Genomic DNA, 1,316 nt, shown 5'->3' with positions numbered 1-1,316 from the left:
GGAGTGTCGAACCGCTGGAGATCATCGACAGCTGTTTCTCGAACCAGGACTTCAACGCGGCGACCATGGGCAGCGAGTGCTCCTTGCGCGCGGCCAGCCGGATGTCCGGCGATGCACCGCGCGCCATGGCTTCGATGGCGTAAAGCTGGGCGATGTGCCGAATGGCGGCCTCGGCGATCGGCGACTTGCTGTTGCGGGCCAATTTCACAAAGCGCCGGCGCAAATGGCTCCAGCAATGCACGAGCGTCCAAGGCCCTTGCGGTCGAACGACTTCGGTCAGCCGGTCATACCCGTCGTAGGCATCGCATTGCAGGAAGCTTCCGCCAAAGCCGTCCAGGAACTGCTCCGCGAAGGCGCCGCTGCGACCGGAGGCATATCGGAACAACACGAGGTCTCGTCCATGAACAGGCGATCCGCCATGGCCGGGTGGCGGCGCATGTGGTCCGCGATGGGCTGAAGATGGAAGCAGGCGCGGCCGGACCAGTTGCCCAGAGTCGCCCGATCAAGCCGGATGCCTTGACGCGCATAGATCTCGGCCTGACGATAAAACGGCGTGTGGTCGCCAAACTTGGAGACGATCACATGAGCGATAGCCGCTTCGGTCGGCAGCCCGCCGGGCACGACGTGTTCCGGTGCGTGCGCCTGCGCGACAGGCCCCGAACAGCGACGACAGATGTATTTCGGCCGGCGCGTGACCAGCACGCGCCATTGCGCCGGGATCACGTCAAGGCGCTTGCTGACGTCCTCGCCGATCTTCGTCATGGCGCCGCAACCGCACGGACAGAGCGTGCTCACAGGCTCGCGATGATCCGTTCCACCCGCGGCAAATGGGCAGGCAGACAGCCGCGATTGCGATGGGAGCCTCGATCCGGATCGCTGCGCGATCGACCCTCCCCCCCCCCCCCCCCCCCCCCCCCCCCCCCCCCCCCCCCCCCCCCCCCCCCCCCCCCCCCCCCCCCCCCCCCCCCCCCCCCCCCCCCCCCCCCCCCCCCCCCCCCCCCCCCCCCCCCCCCCCCCCCCCCCCCCCCCCCCCCCCCCCCCCCCCCCCCCCCCCCCCCCCCCCCCCCCCCCCCCCCCCCCCCCCCCCCCCCCCCCCCCCCCCCCCCCCCCCCCCCCCCCCCCCCCCCTGATGCTCGCTCAAGGCCGCCTGCGTTTGCGCCAGAAGCGCCTTCAGGCGTTCGTTTTCGTCGCGCAGTGTCGCGATGCTCATGCGCTATTTCGAGCACATCGCGGCCGCCCGTGCCACGATCAAAATAGCTGCCGAGTCATTCTGCCGCAGTTATCCCGCCACCTGCGGGCGCCGTGCTTCTTCCGGG

1 pseudogene is annotated in these 1,316 nt (G+C 70.9%); it reads right to left on the bottom strand.

Annotated features, from left to right (window positions below):
* Positions 1 to 762 (bottom strand): annotated as a pseudogene (locus tag XH80_RS00585) (IS66 family transposase); the annotation flags it as partial.
* Positions 763 to 1,316: the final 554 nt, after the last annotated feature.

Origin of the sequence: Bradyrhizobium sp. CCBAU 45384 (assembly GCF_028128665.1) — a bacterium.
GTDB classification, from domain to species: Bacteria; Pseudomonadota; Alphaproteobacteria; order Rhizobiales; family Xanthobacteraceae; genus Bradyrhizobium; species Bradyrhizobium manausense.
Note: the sequence above shows the minus strand (reverse complement) of the source record. Positions and strands in the feature narration are given on the sequence as shown.